The sequence below is a fragment of the Limosilactobacillus pontis DSM 8475 genome (assembly GCF_001435345.1).
In the GTDB taxonomy this organism is placed as follows: domain Bacteria; phylum Bacillota; class Bacilli; order Lactobacillales; family Lactobacillaceae; genus Limosilactobacillus; species Limosilactobacillus pontis.
In genome coordinates, this window is the sequence record NZ_AZGO01000049.1 from 82,593 (window position 1) to 101,241 (window position 18,649).

At 53.1% G+C, this 18,649-nt stretch carries 17 protein-coding genes; 3 read left to right on the top strand and 14 right to left on the bottom strand.

Translation table 11 applies throughout. The features are described 5' to 3' along the window. Window positions 1-127 precede the first annotated feature (127 nt). From FD34_RS04415 to FD34_RS04445, 7 genes are all read right to left on the bottom strand, one after another. Complete coding sequence (locus tag FD34_RS04415) at window positions 128-901, bottom strand: YibE/F family protein (protein WP_057807147.1); 774 nt, start codon at window positions 899-901, stop codon at window positions 128-130. After that, a complete protein-coding gene (locus tag FD34_RS04420) occupies window positions 902-2,014 on the bottom strand; it encodes a YibE/F family protein (RefSeq protein ID WP_420814143.1) in 1,113 nt (370 codons plus the stop codon). A 114-nt stretch (window positions 2,015-2,128) separates the two neighbouring features. Then, window positions 2,129-2,764, bottom strand: a complete 636-nt coding sequence (gene upp, locus FD34_RS04425; RefSeq protein WP_057807151.1) for a uracil phosphoribosyltransferase — start codon at window positions 2,762-2,764, stop codon at window positions 2,129-2,131. Window positions 2,765-2,875: 111 nt separating this feature from the next. Next, on the bottom strand, window positions 2,876-3,904 hold the full coding sequence (locus FD34_RS04430; RefSeq protein WP_057807152.1) for an L-threonylcarbamoyladenylate synthase: 1,029 nt from the start codon (window positions 3,902-3,904) through the stop codon (window positions 2,876-2,878). A gap of 5 nt (window positions 3,905-3,909) precedes the next feature. Then, window positions 3,910-4,776 carry a peptide chain release factor N(5)-glutamine methyltransferase gene (gene prmC / locus FD34_RS04435; protein WP_057807154.1) on the bottom strand — a complete coding sequence of 289 codons (867 nt, stop codon included), beginning with the start codon at window positions 4,774-4,776 and terminating at the stop codon, window positions 3,910-3,912. Beyond that, a complete protein-coding gene (gene prfA / locus FD34_RS04440) occupies window positions 4,769-5,851 on the bottom strand; it encodes a peptide chain release factor 1 (protein ID WP_191980200.1) in 1,083 nt (360 codons plus the stop codon). Before prfA ends, prmC begins: the two co-directional genes overlap by 8 nt. An 11-nt stretch (window positions 5,852-5,862) precedes the next feature. Next, window positions 5,863-6,450 (bottom strand): thymidine kinase, encoded by a 588-nt coding sequence (locus tag FD34_RS04445; RefSeq protein WP_057807158.1) that lies wholly within the window; start codon window positions 6,448-6,450, stop codon window positions 5,863-5,865. Window positions 6,451-6,635: 185 nt separating this feature from the next. Here FD34_RS04445 and FD34_RS04450 point away from each other — a divergent pair, with 185 nt between their 5' ends. The 3 genes from FD34_RS04450 to FD34_RS04460 are packed head-to-tail and all read left to right on the top strand — an operon-like array spanning window position 6,636 to window position 8,984. Beyond that, window positions 6,636-7,976 carry a Mur ligase family protein gene (locus FD34_RS04450; RefSeq protein WP_057807160.1) on the top strand — a complete coding sequence of 447 codons (1,341 nt, stop codon included), beginning with the start codon at window positions 6,636-6,638 and terminating at the stop codon, window positions 7,974-7,976. Next, the gene (locus tag FD34_RS04455; RefSeq protein ID WP_057807162.1) at window positions 7,976-8,683 is read left to right on the top strand and encodes a type 1 glutamine amidotransferase; all 708 of its coding nucleotides are present in this window, start codon (window positions 7,976-7,978) and stop codon (window positions 8,681-8,683) included. The genes FD34_RS04450 and FD34_RS04455 overlap by 1 nt, the downstream gene beginning before the upstream one ends. 10 nt (window positions 8,684-8,693) lie before the next feature. After that, complete coding sequence (locus FD34_RS04460; protein WP_057807164.1) at window positions 8,694-8,984, top strand: hypothetical protein; 291 nt, start codon at window positions 8,694-8,696, stop codon at window positions 8,982-8,984. A gap of 62 nt (window positions 8,985-9,046) precedes the next feature. Here the strand turns inward: FD34_RS04460 and FD34_RS04465 are convergent, their stop codons facing one another. The 7 genes from FD34_RS04465 to FD34_RS04495 form a co-directional block, all read right to left on the bottom strand. Beyond that, a complete protein-coding gene (locus FD34_RS04465) occupies window positions 9,047-10,444 on the bottom strand; it encodes an amino acid permease (RefSeq protein WP_235805985.1) in 1,398 nt (465 codons plus the stop codon). Window positions 10,445-10,494: 50 nt separating this feature from the next. Beyond that, window positions 10,495-11,916 (bottom strand): basic amino acid/polyamine antiporter, encoded by a 1,422-nt coding sequence (locus FD34_RS04470; RefSeq protein ID WP_057807167.1) that lies wholly within the window; start codon window positions 11,914-11,916, stop codon window positions 10,495-10,497. Window positions 11,917-11,932: 16 nt separating this feature from the next. Beyond that, window positions 11,933-12,403 carry an arginine repressor gene (locus FD34_RS04475; RefSeq protein ID WP_057807169.1) on the bottom strand — a complete coding sequence of 157 codons (471 nt, stop codon included), beginning with the start codon at window positions 12,401-12,403 and terminating at the stop codon, window positions 11,933-11,935. A 127-nt stretch (window positions 12,404-12,530) separates the two neighbouring features. After that, entirely contained in the window at window positions 12,531-13,763 is a 1,233-nt protein-coding gene (arcA, locus tag FD34_RS04480) for an arginine deiminase (RefSeq protein WP_057807171.1), read from the bottom strand. 217 nt (window positions 13,764-13,980) lie between these two features. Then, window positions 13,981-14,997 carry a serine hydrolase domain-containing protein gene (locus FD34_RS04485; protein WP_057807173.1) on the bottom strand — a complete coding sequence of 339 codons (1,017 nt, stop codon included), beginning with the start codon at window positions 14,995-14,997 and terminating at the stop codon, window positions 13,981-13,983. Window positions 14,998-15,079: 82 nt separating this feature from the next. Continuing rightward, on the bottom strand, window positions 15,080-16,918 hold the full coding sequence (locus FD34_RS04490; protein ID WP_057807176.1) for an ABC transporter ATP-binding protein: 1,839 nt from the start codon (window positions 16,916-16,918) through the stop codon (window positions 15,080-15,082). Next, the gene (locus FD34_RS04495; protein WP_057807178.1) at window positions 16,884-18,644 is read right to left on the bottom strand and encodes an ABC transporter ATP-binding protein; all 1,761 of its coding nucleotides are present in this window, start codon (window positions 18,642-18,644) and stop codon (window positions 16,884-16,886) included. The genes FD34_RS04490 and FD34_RS04495 overlap by 35 nt, the downstream gene beginning before the upstream one ends. Window positions 18,645-18,649 lie beyond the last annotated feature (5 nt).

The following is an 18,649-nucleotide window of genomic DNA, read 5'->3' on the forward strand; positions in this document are numbered from 1 at the left end:
ACCCTTAGCGCCTAGCGCAGCGTAGCAAGTCTATTTGACTACGAACGAAGGCCGACGTCAACCTCCGTCCTAGGCTAGCCGTACAAGGCGCCGAGAAGCTTATTTCCCAGCCTCGTATTGACGTTATTCATTCATGTTGATCATGACCATCAGCCAGGTGGTTTCGCCGCCTGGTCATCACCCAGGCCGTCATTGGCACCGTGATCAGGACGCCGATGAAGGAGATCAGGATCTCCAGCATCTCGGCCACGAAGATCTTGTTGTTCATGATTGTCCCCAGGGAATAGTGGAGGCCCGCAAACCAGATGAAGAGGGCCAAAAAGCCGCCGAAGGCCCCGAAAAAGAGGGTGTTGAAGGTCGTCCCGATAATCTGGCGACCGATCGCCATCCCGCTCTTAATCAAGCGGGGGTTGCTGATGTCTGGATGGTTCTCCAAGACCTCGGTCAGCCCCGAGGAAATCGCCATGGCGGCCTCCGCAATTGCCCCGAGCGTACTCAGGACGGTCACCGTCACGGCGACCTTCAGATAGCTGATCCCAATCAGAATCGACATTCCCTCCAGGTCGTCACTGTCCTCGGTCCCGAAGCCCTGAACCATGGCCCAGTGTTCGACCAGAATGATGAAGACGACTAACAGGGCCATGACGATCAGCGACGCATAGAAGGCGGTCACCGTGGTCCGTAGGTCGTCCTCCCCCATGAAGATGGTGATCGCCAAGATCGTGATCCCCGTGACCACCGTGACAAAGAGTGGCGGAACGTGGAAGGCGATCAGGACCATTGCAAAGTAGAGAAAGCCGAAGTTAAGCAGGAGACTGAGGAAGGCAGACCACCCCTGGCGGCCACCGACCAGAATCATCAGGACCATCAGAACCAGGCCAAGTGCAGTAATCGTTGTCATCTATGATCGCCTCCCTAATAGTAACGCCCCAAAGGCACTGACCAGGGGCACTGCCAGCACAATTCCGATTCCGGAAACCAGGCTCTGGACGGTCCCCAGGCTCATATTCATGGCGAAGGTGTAGCCCCAAGAGTTCCCGTTCTTAATGTAGAGAAGGCTGGAGGTGAAGGTGTCAGCCATAAAGATCAGGAAGAGGACGTTGATCAGTGGCCCCATGATCGACTTGCCGACATTGCGCCCGGACATGAACAGCCGGCGTGGGCTAACAGCCGGCTCCAGCTGCTTGAGTTCAAACAGGGTCGCAATGATGTCACTGGATTCGTCCATCACTGCCCCCAGCGATCCCAACAGAGTCTCGGCCAAAAAGAGTGGGCGCGGCACCTGGGTAACATACTGCATCGACTCGTAGTAGATCCCCCGCTGGTGGGTCCAGGAGAAGACCAGGAGGCTGACGCCAAGTGCGGCAAAGGTCCCGATCACGGTCGCACTGAAGGTGGCTAGCATCTTCTTGCTCGGCCCCAGAACCAGGAGGAGGCTGACGAAGGCAAAGATGATCGTGAGGATACTGAAGATCCCCATGATATGCTCACCGTTATTGCGGAGGTCAAGTTCCACCGCCAGAACGAAGAGGAGGGCGTTGACCAGCACGCTAGTCAGTGCCCAGGCCCCGGCCTTCCCCATCGTCACCAGGAGAAGAAAGACGACCAGCCAGGCCAGTGTAACCAGGACCGTGTCCCGCTTATAACCGGTGATGTTGGCCGAGAGCTGCCTGCCGTGCCGACGCACCTGACTCAAGAAGACCTGGTTACCAACCCGGTAGCGCTGGTCCATCGGTCGAGAGTCACTGTAAGTATTACTGAGAAGGACCCGCTGTCCCCGGTGCGCCCCGTTCTCCATCACGGCTACGATCCGTTGGTCATACTGGTGGTCAACGTTCTTGAACTGGTCACTGGTCCGCCGCGGGTGTCCCACGGCCGTCACCTTGACTACCCTAGCAATCGGCCGGCGATAGAAGCGCTGGTTATTCATTGTAAAGGCCACGCAAACTAGGCCAAGAAGGAATAATCCTACTAGCAGCCAGCGTTTATTGCGCAGCCATGCAGCATTAGTCAATTTCGACATTCCCTTACGAATTATTAGTTGTCATTCTACTATCATTTCCAAAACAAAAAAGTGTTTACGGAAATCTTATGATCTTCGTAAACACTTCTTGGCAATCGTGGATCATTACTTGGTCCCAAAGAGCCGGTCACCAGCATCCCCTAAACCAGGAACGATGTAGCCATCCTTATTGAGGTGGTCATCGAGCCCGGCGGTGTAGATGTCGACGTCTGGGTAGGCCTCCCGAACGGCCTTGACCCCTTCTGGTGCGGCAACCAGGCAGGCGAACTTCATGTTCTTCTCTTGGCAACCCCGCTTCTTCAGCGCTTCGATGGCCATCATTGCGGAACCACCGGTGGCAAGCATCGGGTCAACGATAAACAGCTGCCGTTCCGTGATGTCGTTTGGCAACTTGACGAAGTACTCGTGTGGCTTCAGGGTCGTCTCGTCACGATACATCCCGATGAACCCGATCTTAGCGGCTGGGATCAGGTCGGTCATCCCATCAACCATCCCCAGACCAGCGCGCAGAATCGGGATGATGGCAACCTTCTTGCCGGCCAGCTCCTTCTGGGTGGTCTTGGCAATTGGTGTCTCGATCTCAACGTCCTTGAGCGGCATGTCCCGTGCCACCTCATAGGCCATCAGGGTTGAGATCTCCTTCACCGTTTCCCGGAAAAACTTGGTTCCGACGTTCTTATCCCGAATCATCGTCAACTTGTGCTGAATCAGTGGGTGATCAATTACTTCAAACTTGCCCATGCCTAATACACTCCTTTGAATTTCTTCTCTATTCTACCAAAAAAAATGAGAAGTGACAAAACCTCTTTGCCCACCTTCTCACAATTATTCAAACTGTTAATTTACCGCGGTTTACCTGAGCATTGCCGGATCGAAATGGACCCCGCCGGCGGACTTGTTGAGCCGGTTCATGTAGGCCCCGCCGAGTCCCTGGGCAGGAAAGGCCTGGGTGACGATCGCCTTGACGTTTGGTTGGTCGTCAAACTGGCGCAGACCGTCAAACAGGCGGGCGCTGGCATCTTTAACCCCGGTCCCCAGGGAGAATTGGACCGCATTCATCGGCAGGGTCGCCTGCTGGAGGAGCTGCTCCTCGGCCATCATCCCGACGTCAAAGGGTTGGGCCTGGATCCACTTAACCACGTCCCCCCAGTCAGTCCCCTCATCGACGATGTAGACCTGGGCGTTGGGAGCGTAGTGTTTGTACTTCATTCCCGGCGCCTTGGGGGTCTCGTTCTTGCCAACCTTATGGTGGTTAACATCGATCGAGCCGATCACGCTCTCGATGTCCTTCTTGGTGACCGCACCCGGCCGCAGGATCGCTGGCTGATCCGTTGACATGTCGAGGACCGTTGACTCGACCCCAACCCGGGTTGGTCCGTTGTCCAGAATCCCGGCAATCTTACCATGCAGGTCATGGTAGACGTGCTGGGCCGTGGTGGGACTCGGCTTACCGGACGTGTTGGCCGATGGACCAACCATTGGTACGCCCGCCTTAGCGATTAGGTCAAGGGTCGGCTGGCAATCCGGAAAGCGGAAGGCCACTGTCTTCAGCCCCCCGGTGACCGTCTTGGACAGGACGTGTTTCTTGATCTTCAGAATGATTGTCAAGGAACCCGGCCAAAAAGCTTTCATCAACTTACGGGCATTATCCGGAATTTCGGCCGCGTACTGTTCTACCATTGCGACCGAGTTAACATGAACGATCAGCGGATTGTCGCTCGGCCGGCCCTTGGCCAGGTAAACGTTCTTAACGGCATCCTCGTTTGTCGCGTCAGCCCCGAGGCCATAGACAGTCTCGGTCGGGAAAGCCACCAGCTGGCCGGCCTTGATGGCGGCGGCCGCCTGGTCAATTTCGCTCAATTGAAAAATCTTGGTATCCATTCTTGCTAATTTCCTCCTGCGCCTGAAAAATCCCATACGTGTATCATCCTCATCTTATCTGCCACATCATGGCGGGTCTCAATTTGTGCCTGCCGGTCACACCGGTGAAGTAGGTCCTGAATCGACCGTTCCTGGTCAAAACCGGTCTCACCAAAGAGCTGGCCAGTCCTGGTTAGGTGGTTCCCCGCCTGGGTAAATAGGCGGTGATAAAAGCCGAGACCGGCCTCATCGGCAAACAGGGCCAGGTCCGGTTCATACTTCAACACCGCCGTGTCCATCAGACTGGTTGCCGCCGGGTCAATGTAGGGCGGGTTGGTCACGATCAGATCAAATCGCTGGTCAGCCATGCCAGCAAAGAGGTCACTCTCAACCACCGGCAGGTCCAATCCAAAGTGGCCGGCATTTTGCTGGGCTACCGTCAAGGCTGCCGGTGAAACATCGCTCAACGTTACTCGCCAGTGGGGACGCTCCAGGGCCAACGTAATTCCGATCACCCCACTACCCGTTCCCAGGTCCAAAACCGATAATGGCCGATCAGGCACCGTGGTCAGGACCCAGTCCACCAGCTCGGCCGTCTCCGCCTCGGGAATCAAAACATCCGGGGTGACGGTAAAGGTCCGGCCGTAAAACGGGGCCTGACCGGCGATATACTGGGCCGGCTCATGTCCCAGAAGCCGCCGGACTGCCTGGTAAAACCAGGCCTGTTCATCATCTGGCATCTGGTCACGGTTGTGTAAAAGCAGGTGGGTGGCGTCCCAGCCGTGGTGCATCTGCAGTAAGAACTGGGGCGACGCGGAATCGACGTCCGTCCCTGCCAGTTGCTCCTTAGCCCAACGCTGGGCCGCAAAATAGGTTTGTCCAGTCTTACTCATTACGCAGCTGTTCCAGCTTCTTGGTCTGGTCGGCCACGATCAGGGCCTCGATGATCTCGTCGAGGTCGCCGGCCATGATCTTATCCAGCTTGTTAAGGGTCAGCCCAATGCGGTGATCCGTCACCCGGTTCTGCGGGTAGTTGTAGGTCCGGATCCGCTCGGAGCGATCACCGGTCCCAATGGCATCCTTACGCTTCTGGTCGTAGGCACTCTGCTCCTTCTGCTGGTAGTAGTCGTAGACCCGGGCCTTCAAAATCCGCATAGCCTTGGCCCGGTTCTGCTGCTGGGAACGTTCATCCTGCATGGCAACCACAATCCCGGTTGGCAGGTGGGTCATCCGGACCGCGGACGACGTCTTGTTGACGTGCTGACCACCAGCACCACTGGAACGGTAAACGTCCACCCGGATGTCCTTCGGGTCCAGTTCCACGTCGACGTCCTCGGCCTCGGGCATCACCCCAACCGTGGCGGTAGAAGTGTGGACCCGGCCGGCGGATTCCGTCACCGGTACCCGCTGCACCCGGTGGGCCCCGTTCTCAAACTTTAGCTTGGAGTAGACCTTGTCCCCGGTGATCATCAGGGCAATTTCCTTGAAGCCCCCAACCTCGGTCTCATTCTTGTCGACAACCTCGACCTTCCAGCCCTGGCGCTCAGCATAGTGGAGATACATGTTATAGAGGTCGGCGGCAAAGAGACTCGCCTCGTCACCACCGGCGGCCCCACGGATCTCCATGATGATGTTCTTGTCATCATTCGGGTCCTTTGGAATCAGGAGTACCTCCAGTTCCTTCTCCAGTTTGGCCTGCTGGTCCTTGGCATCGCTCAGCTCGTCCTTGGTCAGTGCCGTCAGGTCAGGGTCATCAATCTCACGAAGCATTTCTTCGTCATCAGTGATCGTCTGGGTGACCTTCTTGTATTCGTCATACTTTTCAACGGTTTCCCGCAGGCTCCCCTCCTCCTTGGAAAGCTTCATGAAGCGCTGGGAGTCGGCGATCACGGCCGGGTCACTGATCAATTCATTCAATTCGTCGTAGCGGTCCGCCACCGCCTGCAACTTATCGAAGATGTCCTTCATTTCCATAAAAGTTATTCCTCCTGTCCTTGGTCTAGTAGGGGGTGAAAGTAGTGCTTGCGGCAAACGGGATAATAGGATTCGTTACCGCCAATATGTACCTGCTCACCCTCGTAGACCGGTTTACCATCGTGAATACGCAAGTTCATTGTCGCCTTGTGGGGGCAGAACCAGCAGATGGTCTTCATCTCTTCAATCTTGTCAGCATAGATCAACAAGTACTTGGAACCTTCAAACAACTCGTTTTTGAAGTCGTTCTTCAGGCCAAATGTCATCACCGGAATGTTGAGCTCGTCGACGATCTTGATCAGTTGAAGAACGTGGTGTTTCTTCAAGAACTGGGCCTCGTCAATCAGCACACAGTAGACCGGGTGGTCAACCCCCTTGACGTACTCATAAATATTGGTGTCATCCATGACCGGGGTCACCTGACGCTTAAGGCCGATCCGGCTGGCAATCACACCCTGCCCTGACCGATTATCGACACCGCTGGTCATTAGGACCACCGGTTTGCCCTGCTCCTCATAGTTGTGTGCAACCTTCAGGATGTCGATCGACTTACCCGAGTTCATTGCACCATACTTAAAAAATAGCTGTGCCACGATGGATATACTCCTTTTATTGCATAGTACCCTTTATTATATCCAAAATCATGGTGCTTTTAAATACTAACCGTTCCCGGGGCCGCGGATCGGGTAAAGTATTTTAGGCGAATCGCTTTTCTTTTACGGTCGTAAAGCTTAAAATTAAACAGTATTTAATCTTATATAAGAAAGGAATTGTCGCGATGTCAATTCGAAGTTCATTTGCTGAGTTTGCTGGCCGGTCTAGCTACTGGTTTCTCCACACCTTCATGCACGGTGGCAGCTCCCTCCCCGGCAAGCTCACCCTCAAGCTCGACCCCAACATTCTCCAGTCCTTCAGCCAGAAGTACGACCTGGTCATCATCACTGGGACCAACGGGAAGACCTTGACCACCGCGTTGAGCGTCCGCGTTCTGCGAGAAAAGTACGACCAGGTACTCACCAACCCCACCGGCTCCAACATGGAACAGGGAATCGTGACGACCTTCATTACCGCTCCCCGTGCCAAGAAGAAGGGGCTGGCAGTGCTGGAGGTCGACGAAGCCAACGTGCCGATCGTCTGCCGCTACATCACCCCGAAGGCCTTCGTCTTTACCAATATCTTTCGCGACCAGATGGACCGCTACGGGGAGATCTACACAACCTACAAGAAGATCCTCCGCGGGGTCAAGCTGGCCCCCAAGGCGACGATCATTGCCAACGGGGATGAGCAGCTCTTCCACAGCAAGGACCTGCCCAACCCGATCATCTACTACGGCTTCAACCATGAACACCACCCGGCCTTCAACGCCCCAGCCAACACCGATGGTCTGCTCTGTCCGAAGTGTCAGCACATCCTCCGGTACCACATGCGGACCTATGCCGGGTTGGGGGACTACTTCTGCCCCCACTGTGGCTTCAAGCGCCCGGAGCTGACCTACAGTGTCACCAAGCTCGACAAGCTGACGCCAACCAACTCGACCTTTGAGATCGACGGCCATCAGTACACAATCGGTATCGGTGGACTCTACAACATCTACAACGCCCTGGCTGCCTACTCCCTGGGCCGCTTCATGGGGGTAGCTCCTGAGCAGATCAAGCACGCCTTCGAATCCGACGAACGGGTCTTCGGTCGTCAGGAGATCATCAATGTCGACGGTAAGCAGGTTACGATCATCCTGGTCAAGAACCCCGTGGGCCTCAACCAGGTCCTCGACATGATTGAGACCGATCCGCAGCCATTTAGTTTTGCCTTCCTCCTCAACGCCAATTATGCCGACGGGATCGACACCAGTTGGATCTGGGACGGCAACTTTGAGAAGCTGGCTACCCACCAGATTCCCCAGTACATGACCGGGGGCGAGCGCTACAAGGATATTACTACCCGGCTGACGATGGCGGGGATCGACAACGTCTGGCACGAACCGGACCTGACCAAGGTCGTTGACAAGATCAAACAGATGCCAACTAAGCACGTATACATCCTGGCCAGTTACACGGCCATGCTCCAGCTACGCAAGCTCCTGGCCGAGAAGGAATACATCAAGAAAGGTGGAATGGACTAATGGCAAAGTATTATCTTCGACTCGCCCATCTCTACGGTGACCTACTAAACACCTACAGCGACGTCGGTAACATCATTGCCCTGCGTTACTATGCTAAGCAAATGAACGCCGACATTGCAGTGGAGGTCATCAGCATCGACAACCAGTTTAATCCTAACGACTTCGACCTAGCCCTCTTTGGTGGCGGCCAGGACTATGAACAACTTGTGGTTTCCCGTGACCTGCCTAACAAGAAGGACGGGCTCGCCAGGTTTATCAATGATAATAAGCCAATGCTGGCCATCTGTGGTGGCTACCAGCTGCTGGGTCACTACTACATCGGTGCCAACGGTGAGAAGATCCCGGGACTCGGGATTCTCGACCACTACACCCTCAGTCAGGACAATAACCGCTTCATCGGTGACATCACCATCAAGAATCCGGAAACCGGTCAGGAATACCATGGTTTTGAAAACCACAACGGCCGGACCTTCCTCGGTAAGGACGAGCAGCCCCTGGGGATGGTCGTCACCGGGCACGGAAACAATGGTGAGGACCATACCGAGGGGGCCATCTATAAGTCGACCTACTGCTCCTACTTCCACGGCCCAATTCTGACCCGGAACGGGGAGATCGCCAAGACCCTGCTCCTGCGCGCGCTAAAGAATAAGTACCCAGACGCCGATTTCAGCAATCAGGAAGCCCTTAAAGTCAAACCAACCTTCTAAGGAGGACCTTGTGGAATCATTACTAAGTTTTGGGCTGACCCTAATCTTTCTGGCTGAGAGCTTCTACGAGGTTCGTTTATACCTCTTCCTCCAGTTTGTCGCCCAGCACCATCCCCAGGTCGCTAGCCGCCAGCGCCTCCAGCGGATCTTACGGATCGAACGGGCCTGGAACTGGCTCTCCTGGGTATTTATCCTAGCCCTCATCATCCTACCCAACCACTATTCAATTCTCTTGATCAGTATTCTTACCCTGACGGAAACTGTCATCGTTCGCCAGTGGTCCAGCTTAAACAGAAATTAAAGCTATGATAAAAAGGCTGCCACAGGACTCCAATGAGTCTTGTGACAGCCTTTTAGCATCTCTTAAAACTTAATCTTACCGGCCAGGATAAGGATCAGGGCCGCCACCCCGAGGACGGCAATAATGACCATTGCCACCCGCTCACGATGGTTAAGCTGGTTCGCCGACTTGATGAAAAGCGGGATCCCCAGCGCAAAAATTAGGGCACTAGCAAAAACGTACTCAATTCCTGAAGCAAATAGGGTGTAAGCCGAGTAGACACTGGCTAAGAGTGCCACCGTCTTGAAGAAGATCCCCTGCCCCTCGCAAAAGGCCACCTTAAGGCCGTACAAGGCCGAGAGTAGGTATGCCACCAAGGTCATCGCCGCCGCTAGGGTATAGGCAATCGTGTACGCCTTTTGGAGCTGCGGAACCAGAAGAACGACCAGGAAGACCTGCATCAGCAAGGTATAGACAATCAGGGAGAACCCAGGAATGTCATGCTTGTTGACCAGGGAGAATGGCCGTGGCATATCGTGATCCATGCTGGTCACATAGGCAATCTCCGGCCCAATCATGTACCAGCTTAGCAGGGCCCCCAGCAACGAGATTAGTAGGCCGATCTTGATAATGTCGGCCCCCACCATTCCGATCGGGGTAGCCTCCAAGACCGTTGCCAACGGCACCGCGGCCTTGGCCAGCCGGTCAGCTGGGAGGATCCCCATCGGAATCACCGAAATGACGATGTAGAGAATCAGGACGATCACAAAACTGATCACCGTGGCCAGCCCCACGTCAGCCGGTTTTTTGGCCCGTCGTGACATGGAGACCGCCGCCTCAATCCCGACAAAGCACCAAACAATCGTGCTCATTGCTGCACCAAGTTGGTGTGGTAGAGCAACTGGTTGGTGGGTAGAAGCCAGGATCGTCGTCCAATGTGGTACGGTGAAAGTCCCCCAGTGAAAGAGCCCGATGCAGACCACCACAACCAAGAGGAGTGGCAAGATCTTAGCAATTGTGATCACCGCATTCAGGATGCTGGCCCCCTTGATCCCCCGCCAGGCGATCAGGGCATAGAGCCAGATGATGATGCTACCGCCGATAAAACAGCCCAAAGGCGACAGCTGGTGACTGTCCAGCATGCTGTTCACGGTCTTAAAGAAGAGCGTGATAAAGGCGATGTTACCAAAGATCGAGCCAATCCAGTAGCCCCAGAAGGAGTTGAAACCGGCATAGTTACCGAACCCCTGCTTGGCGTAGGTATAGATTCCGCCAGTCAGCTCCGGCTTGTGGACCGATAACTCATAGAAAACCAGGGTCAACATCAAAACCCCAAAGCCACCAAGCAACCAGGCCAGAACAGCGGCCAGCGGGTTAGACTTTAAGATTAAATCGGTGGGGCTGTTGAAGATCCCCCCACCGATGATTGTTCCAATAATTAAGGTGATTAAGAGAAACAAGTTTAATTCCTTGTCTTTCACCTCAATCACCTCAATTCACTAAATATTTAGTTGTTATTTTACTCGCTTAATTAGCTAATAGCAATCGTTCCATTAGCAACAAGCCAGATGGCAACAACGGACAATACCAGGATCAACGTCATAACCCACTTTTCAGCGGTCGTCATCTTGTGGTTATTCTCCTTGCATGCCAGGTAGTAGATGTAGAAACCAGGAATGAAACTGATGGAAACCAGCAGAACTTCTTGCCAACCAGCTAAGAACATGCATGCAAACATGAAGGCAGCGGAGAGCAGACCGATCGTAAACTGACCCCATTCACCGTTTTCCTTACTGTACTTCATCTGGTAGAGGCCAACAAAGAGGTAGGAGAACAGGATAGCTGCGGCACAAAGGGAATAAGCAAACTCGTAAGCCTTTTGCGTGAACAGCAGGGAGAACAGGAAGATCGTTTGCAGTACACCGGTGATCATCAGGGAAGCCGTTGGGGCGTTCTTAGCGTTAGTGTCACCCCAGAGCTTTGGCATTGCCTTATCATCGGCAACCAGCATCGTCGTTTCGGCTGGCAGCATGGTCCATGACAGCCAGGAAACAATGGTGGAGATGATCAGACCAACGTTGATCAGGATGGAACCCCAGTTACCAATGGTCATTTGAAGAACGTGACCGATGGCTGGTTGACCCATGCCGGCCAATTGAGCCCGGGTCAGGACACCGTAAGGCAGGATGGAGATCAATACGTAGGCTAATACCAGGAGGCCGTAACTAATCAGGGTCGCTGCTTGGGCATCCTTCCGTGACTTAGCACGGTGACCCATGACGGAGGCACTTTCAACACCGATAAATACCCAGATCAGGGTCATCAGGGTCCCCTTCATCTGGCTCCAGGTAGAACCAGTGGTCGTACCCTTCGATGCGTTATTGGCAACCCGGCCCCAGAAGTCGGCAGTAAACATGCCGCTCTTGAAGCTGACGATCATAATAATGATGAAGATAATCAGTGGCAGAACCTTGCAGATCGTCCCGATCATATTAACAAATGAGGCCGTTTCAACACCATTGTTAACCAGAATAGTCAATAACCAGCAGAAAATAATAGCTACAATGATTGACGGAACGTTCTGACCACCCTTAAATACGGGGAAGAAGGTCCCCAGAGAAGCCATCAGCATCGTGGCAAAGGCAATATTACCCAGCCATGCTGAGAGCCAGTAGGACCAACCAGAGATGAACTCACCCATTGGTCCGAAGCCAGCGCCGGCATAAGAGAAAATCCCGGCTTCAAGATCTGGCCGCTTTTCGGATAAGTTGTTCAGACAGAGAACTAACATCAAGAAACCTAAACCTGCAAATACCCAGGCGAGCAGTGCTGGACCTGGTGCAGCGGCAGCTGAGACATCACTAGTGATCCCAAATATCCCAGTACCAATACATGAACTAACAATCAGGGCAATTAATTCGCCCTTACCGATACCTTTTTTCTCAGTATCCATCAAAATCCCCTCGTTTCTACACAATACGTGCGTTAATGTGCTTTGTAATCAGATTATAGACCAGTTTGGCATCCGCATTATCCTTGCTAATAATGATCAAGGTGTCATTCCCCGCGATTGTTCCGACAACTTCTGGAATATCAAGTTCATCGAACATCCCCGCTAGAATCGTTGCGTAGCTCGAATTTAGTGCCGTCTTGACGACATTTAGGAACTGCACCGTTTCGATCGTCCGGACATTGTCATGAATGCCCTGATAGAGTCGGTTAAAGTCATGTTCCGGAGCCAGATGCAACTGGACGTAGTAAGTATGTCCCTTGCCATCATTTGCCTTAACAATGTTAAGCGCATGAATGTCACGAGAAATGGTCGCCTGGGTTGTCTCAACTCCGGCCTCTGTAAGAAGTTGCAACAACTCATCCTGGGTCTCAATCTTTCGATCATTGACTAGTTGCTCAATAAATTTCCTTCTCGCTTTTCGATCCATCCGCGGTCCCTCTCAATAAAGTGGTTACACCTAAATAATACTAGAAAAAGCAGCAAAATTATACCCTTTCCTCGTGATTGTCTATGAGTCATAGTGGATAAAATTTGCTGCTTTTAGTTAGCTAAAATTATTTTTTAAGATCTTCACGAACAAGTGGGCAGGACATGCAACGTGGACCACCACGGCCACGAGACAATTCACTTGACCGAACCTCATGAACGAGGATTCCGTGCTTACGCAGCAAATCATTTGATACATAGTTCCGGTCATAAGTTACAACCTCACCTGGCGCGATGGCCAAGGTGTTGGAACCATCATTCCATTGTTCACGAGGAGCAACGATTGGGTCACCGTTACCAGTAGGAATCAGGTCGATTTCTGGTTCATCAAGCGCTTCTTCCAGAACGTGTTGTAAGTCGGTCCGGTGCTTAATTTCGATCTCGCCGTCCTTGCCTGGGTGCAGGATGTAAGTGTCAACCTTACCGTGCTCATCCAGAATCTGCGGGTGAACAGTGAACTGGTTGTAGTTGATCATCGTGAAGACGGTGTCAAGGTGCATCATTGCGTGGTTGTGTGGAATGTGAATAGCGATAACCGTATCGTAGTTGGAGTCCTTGAAGAGGTTCCGTGCGATGTCCATGATGGCATCTGCTGACGTCCGTTGTGAAATACCGATGGCGAATACGTGGTCACTAAGTACCAATTCATCCCCACCTTCAATCCGGGTGTCGTGGTAACGATCACGCCATACATGTACGCCCTTGTTTGCAAAACGTGGGTTGTACTTGATGATGTATTCAGTGAAGAGAGATTCACGTTGACGAGCCTTGAAGGTCATGTGGTTGATGGTAATACCGTCACCAATGGAAGCCTGTGGGTCACGAGTGAAGTAGGTGTTTGGCATTGGATCCATGAAGAATGGGTAGTCCTTGTCTTCTGCCATTTCAGCAAGTGAAACAAACTTAACATCGATCTCGTCCTTACGAACACCAGCGATGATCTTGTCAACCATTGCTTGGGTATCCATGCTCAGCAAGTATTCCTTCAATGCGTCGTGGACAGCACCAGCTGCGTAGCCGGATTCTGCCAGCATTTGTTCAAGGAACTTATCCTTAACTTGACTATCTTGCAGGGCTTCTGCGGCTAACTTGGCGAAGTATAATACTTCAATTCCTTGCTTGCGCAGCGTGTCAGCAAAGTAATCGTGTTCTTCCTGTGCAATTGGCAGGTATGGGATGTCATCGACAAGCATCCGGTGAAGGATGTCAGGGTAGACGTTTTCAATTTCATGCCCTGGTCGGTGAAGCATAACTGTCTTCAGCTTTCCAATTTCAGATGTTACATGAATTGGACTTTGCATATACAATCACTCCTTTAAGAGATTCACTTGATTACATAATACATCATAACACGATTATAACCGTTGTCAAATGCCTATTTGGCAATCTTTTGTGTAGTTATACAGGTAGATGTATCAATTTCAGTCAGCCTCCTCATTTTATGCACTGTGCCGGGGCCGATTGCATATTCCGTATCCATCGTATGCATGAAAGTTGAATAATAATTTCACAAACTTTTTATTTAACCTTTTCACGCAGGTAGGTCGCATAGATCTGCTCACGCCGGTTCAGGTACTCCTGGTTGGCAGCGGTCGGGTGTACCCGGTTAGAAAGGAAGATGAAGCCCTGGTCAGTTTGGCGATCAAGGATCAGCCAGGTACCAGTAAAGCCGGTGTGGCTGATCAAGAGGTGACCGTCTTCTTGATCATGAAGGAGCTTCCAGCCTAACGATCGACTGTGGGGACCGGGGATCCTGGTCTGATCGATAAACATCGCATCGACTATTTTAGCATCGAGTAAGCCGCCAAGCTGGTTTTCGATCAGCTGCCGACTGAATATTACTAAGTCACTAAGACCAGCAAAGAGACCGGCACAGCCACAATGGGTACCCAGGATATAGCCCTTGGGATCGTGGACCTGGCCGCGAATCAGTCCCCGTCCATCCTGGATCTCCGTTGGTACCGAACTGGTTATGTCGGGTTGAAAAGTCGCCGTCTTCATCCCTAGAGGAGTCAGCACCCGCTGGGCGATCACCTCCTGAACCGGTCGACCGCAGAGGCGCTCCACAATCCAACCGAGGTAAAGATAGTTAACATCAGCATAACGGATCTGCCGGTTCAGGGTGCTATCGACCGTCTGGCTGGTAAGAAAGGCCGTGATCAGTCTATCCGCCGGCAAAGCGTTACGGTGGGGAATATAGCCGCGGATCCCCGAAGTGTGGGTCAGAAGGTTCCGGATGGTCGGCCGCGGATCCCCGAACTCCGGTAGGTACTGCTGAACGGGATCATCCAATCCCAGACGCCCCTCCTGGATCAGCATCGCGACCACCGGCACAGTCCCCACCACCTTAGTCAGAGAAGCCAGGTCATATACCATTTTAGGCCGGAGTTTCTCCCGGGTTGGTTTCAATTGGGCCCAGCCACGACTTGCCCGCCATTCTCGTTTGCCGTCGAAGATCAGGTAGGTCATCCCCGGCACTACCCCATCATTAACCATGTCATTCAGCTGTTTGATTGTTTTCTGATATCGTTCCATCTATCCGCACTCCTTTAAAATATCCTTTTCATTTTACAACCTTTAAACAAAAAAAGCCGCCCTTACTGGACGACTTGATAATCTAGATTGGTTGACCCATGAACTGACTGTTGTACAGGTCGGCGTAAAAACCGTTGGCTTTCATCAGCTGGTCATGGTTACCGGTCTCGATGATGTGACCATGGTTGACCACAATGATCTGCTCAGCGTCGCGGATTGTTGACAGGCGGTGGGCCACCACAAAGCTGGTCCGTCCCTTCTGCAGGGCGTTCATGGCGCTCTGAATCAGGGCTTCTGTCCGGGTATCAACCGAACTGGTAGCCTCATCGAGAATCAGGATCTCAGGGTTGGCCAGGAAGGCCCGGGCAATCGTCAGCAACTGCCGCTGTCCCTGGGAAATATTAGAAGCAGACTCGTTTAGGACCGTCTGGTAACCGTCCGGTAGTTCACGAATAAAACTGTCGGCGTAGGCCATTTTAGCCGCTTGGTAGACCTCCTCATCGCTGGCATCTTCACGACCGAAGCGGATATTATCCATGATCGTGCCGGTAAACAACCAGGTATCCTGAAGAACCATTCCGATGTGCTGACGCAAGGCGTGACGACTCATCGACCGCGTATCGTGTCCGTCGAGGTAAATGTGCCCACCCTGGATGTCGTAGAAACGCTCCAGGAGGTTGATGATGGTGGTCTTACCAGCCCCCGTTGGCCCAACGATCGCCACCATATGTCCAGCCGGAGCTGCCAGGTTAAAGTTCTCAATCAAGGGCTCATTGGGCTGGTAGCTGAACTTGACATTTTTGAAAGCAATCTTCGGTACCGGCTTCGTGGTCAGTGGTTTATCTGGGATCCGTTCTTCATTCATCTCAGGCGCGTCCAGGACGGTAAAGATCCGCTCGGCGGAGGCCACCGTCTGCTGGATGGTACTACTCAGGTTGGCAATCTGAGTAATCGGCTGGGAGAACTGGTTGGTATACTGCAGGAAGGCCTGAACGTTACCAAGGGTGATCTGACCATGAATAACTTGAATGGCCCCGACGACCGCCACCATCAGGTAACCAAGGTTCCGGATGAAGTTCATCAGGGGAAAGATCAGGATGGAGAAGAACTGAGCCTTCCAGGCGGCCCGGTAGTAGTTATGGTTCTTCTCGGCAAACTGGCGCTCCTCGTCGGCTTCCTTATTGAAGGTTCGAACGATCGTGTGCCCGGCATAGGTCTCCTCAACCTGGCCGTTGATCTTCCCCAGTTCGGCCTGTTGACGACTAAACAGTCGTTGAGCGGTCGGTGCCACGAAGGCAACGACGGCCAAACTCAGCGGGATGGTGATTAGCGCCACCAGGGTCAGTTTCCAACTGATCGTGATCATCAGGATCAAGACCCCAACGAAGGTGATCACACTGGTGATGATCTGGATAAAGCTCTGCTGAAGGGTTCCGGCAATGTTGTCCATATCGTTGACCATCCGGCTCATAATATCCCCATTGCTGTGGGTGTCATAGAAGCTAACCGGGACCCGCCCCATCTTCTCCTCCAGGTCCTGACGCAGGTTATAAACTACCCGCTGGGAGATCCTGGTCATGATGATCTGCTGGGCAAAACTAAAGAGCCCCGAGAAGACATACAAGAGGACAACCGTCACCCCGATAATCATGATCCGGTGGAAGTCAATCGGTAACCTGGTCAGGTGGTGCCCGGCCTTGATCGCTGCGTAGCCCCTCATCACCCCATTGTAAATAATCGTCGTGGCCTCACCGAGGATCTTCGGGGCGATGATGGAAAGGATAACCGAGACAATCGCCAAAAGGATGGAAAAGATTACCCCGACCTTCCATGGCCGCAGGTAGTCGATCAGGCGTTTAGTTGTCGGCCAAAATTGCTTGGCCTTTCTAGTCTTGGCTGGTGCGCGCCGCACGCTTTTCATCCCCCTTCTGAATCTGTGAATCAACAATCTGCTGATAGGTCTCGTTATGGGCCTTCAGCTCGGCATGGGTCCCTTGACCAACCACCTTGCCATCATCAAGAACAATGATCAGGTCGGCATCGGCTACGGTAGAAACCCGCTGGGCGACGATTACCGTAACGGCCCGCTGAATCTGCTTATCCTGGCGCAGGGCTAGGCGGAGCTTTGCGTCAGTCTTGAAATCAAGGGCCGAGAATGAATCATCAAAGATGTAAATTGAGGCCGGCTTGATGATTGTCCGGGCGATGGCCAGCCGTTGCCGTTGTCCACCGGAGAAGTTACTTCCGTCCTGCTCAACGACCGCATCTAGGCCCCCGGCTTCCTTGACGAAATCGGCTGCTTGGGCAACCTTTAGGGCGTGCCACATCTGTTCATCAGTCGCCTGGGCATTACCAAATTGAAGATTAGAACGGATCGTCCCGGTGAATAGGACCGTATTTTGTTGCGTAATTGAAATCACCTGGTGAAGGTCGTGCTGACTGAGCCGCTCGATCGACTGGCCATCAACCTCAATCCGCCCGCTCTCGATATTAAATAGTCGCGGAATCAGGTTAACCAGGGTTGACTTACCCGACCCGGTTCCCCCGATGATTGCCAGGGTCTGGCCGGCTTGGACCTTGAAGTTAAGATCCTGGAGGGCAAGCTTCTCCGCCCCATCATACCGGAAGTCGACGTGGTCAAAGCTAAGGGATGCTGGGTGGTCCGGATTGATTTTATCCTGCTGATCTGCCGGTAGGTCGGCAACGCTAATCGGCATCTCCAGGACCGCATTGACCCGGCTAGCCGAAGCCGAGGCCCGCGGGACAAAGACAAAGACCATCGACAGCATCATGAAACTGATCATGATCTGGGTAGCATAGGTCATGAAGGCGATCAGGTTCCCCACCTGCATTGTCATATTGGCAATCAGGTGGCTCCCCAGCAGGATGATACCGACATTGGTCAGGCTGAGGATCAATGTCATCACCGGGAAAAGAAAGGAAACCAGGGTGAAGGCCTTGATCCCCGTCTGGGTGTAGTCCTCGTTGGCTGCCTTAAAGCGATTCTGCTCCCGCCGTTCCTGACGAAAGGCCCGGATAACCCGGACTCCGGTCAGGCCCTCGCGAAAGACCAGGTTGATCTTATCGGTCTTCTGCTGAATGCTCTTGAATAGTGGGACCGCAAAGTACATCACGAGTATCACGACCACCGCCAAGACCGGTAAACTGACCAGGAAAACCCGGGTCAACCGCGGTTCTCGGACATAAGCGAGCACGCAGGCCGCCACCAGCATGACTGGTGACTGAAGCATCATCCGGAGTACCTGCACCATCACATTCTGGATCTGAACAATGTCATTAGTTGACCGGGTAATCAGTGAGGAGTCCCCAAAGGCGTTAACCTCCTTGCTGGAGAACCGCAGCACCCTACTGAAAATCTGGCGGCGGAGTTTCTCTCCCACCTGCATCGATTGAGTTGCGGCGAAGTAGACATTCCCGGCTGCGGCTACCAGTCCGACAGCCGCAACTAGCAGCATCAATCCCCCTTCACGCCAGATAAAGTGCATATTTTGCTGCATGATCCCCTTGTCAACCAGGTCGGACGTAATCGTCGGCAGGTAGAGGTCACAGGCGACCTGGATCAACAGGAAGATTACGGCCAGGGCGCTTGCCCACCAAACCAGGTTTTTCTTGGCAATCTTAATCACTTTTT